This window comes from Oleiphilus sp. HI0125, from assembly GCF_001635355.1.
In genome coordinates this window covers 1-962 of sequence record NZ_LWGF01000165.1, presented here as the reverse complement: position 1 = coordinate 962, position 962 = coordinate 1, and the positions used below count along the sequence as shown (strand labels likewise).

The window sequence follows — 962 nt, the reverse complement described above, 5'->3', positions numbered from 1 at the left end:
TGCAGGAACCTTATTTCTGCGAACTTCCTGAAAAAAGCCAATCAGCATGGCTTACCCCTTGCGTCGAGCCATAAACGCTAAGCGCTGTAACAACTGTACGTCTTGTTCATTTTTGAGCAATGCGCCATACATTGGTGGAATCGCTTTGCTAGGGTCGCGTTCGCGTAAAAGCGCTTCACCTACTTCGTCTGCCATTAGGAGTTTCAACCAATCTATCAATTCACTAGTAGATGGTTTCTTCTTAAGGCCTGGAACCTTACGCACGTCGAAGAACACGTCTAAAGCATCTCTAAGAAGCTCTTTTTTGATGTCTGGATAATGCACTTCAACGATTTTCTGCATGGTTTCGGCATCAGGGAAATCAATGTAGTGAAAGAAGCAGCGGCGCAAGAATGCATCAGGAAGTTCTTTTTCGTTATTACTCGTGATGAGAACAATTGGGCGATTTTTAGCTACGATTCGCTCTTGTGTTTCGTAAACATAAAACTCCATTTTGTCGATCTCAAGTAAGAGGTCATTTGGAAATTCAATATCAGCTTTGTCGATTTCATCGATCAACAGAATGACACGCTCTTCTGCCTCGAATGCTTCCCACAGTTTACCCTTCACAATGTAGTTAGAAATGTCGTGTACTTTATCGACACCAAGCTGAGAGTCACGTAGGCGAGATACTGCATCGTACTCGTACAAACCTTGCTGCGCTTTCGTGGTTGATTTGATATGCCACTGAATCAAACGAGCGTCTAGGGATTTTGCTAACTGCTCAGCAAGCATGGTCTTACCCGTGCCAGGCTCACCTTTAATTAGTAGAGGTTTTTGCAATGTAATCGCCGAATTAACAGCCATTTGAAGATCACTAGTAGCGACGTATTCGTTTGTACCCTTGAAACTCATAACCTATTCCTAAAACATTTGTTGTAGCGCGAGCATTCTAATCTATGCCTAGCTTCTGCGGGTAGTCA

General features: G+C 43.3%; 1 protein-coding gene. It reads right to left on the bottom strand.

What is annotated here, in order from left to right; translation table 11 throughout:
* Positions 1-51 precede the first annotated feature (51 nt).
* Positions 52-894: a MoxR family ATPase gene (locus tag A3762_RS02700; protein ID WP_068479702.1), complete on the bottom strand. Its 843-nt coding sequence runs from the start codon at positions 892-894 to the stop codon at positions 52-54.
* Positions 895-962 lie beyond the last annotated feature (68 nt).

What these genes read in the sequence shown, in the direction of transcription:
- A3762_RS02700 (WP_068479702.1), bottom strand. Translation starts at nt 894, where the DNA reads ATGAGTTTCAAGGGTACAAACGAATACGTCGCTACTAGTGATCTTCAA.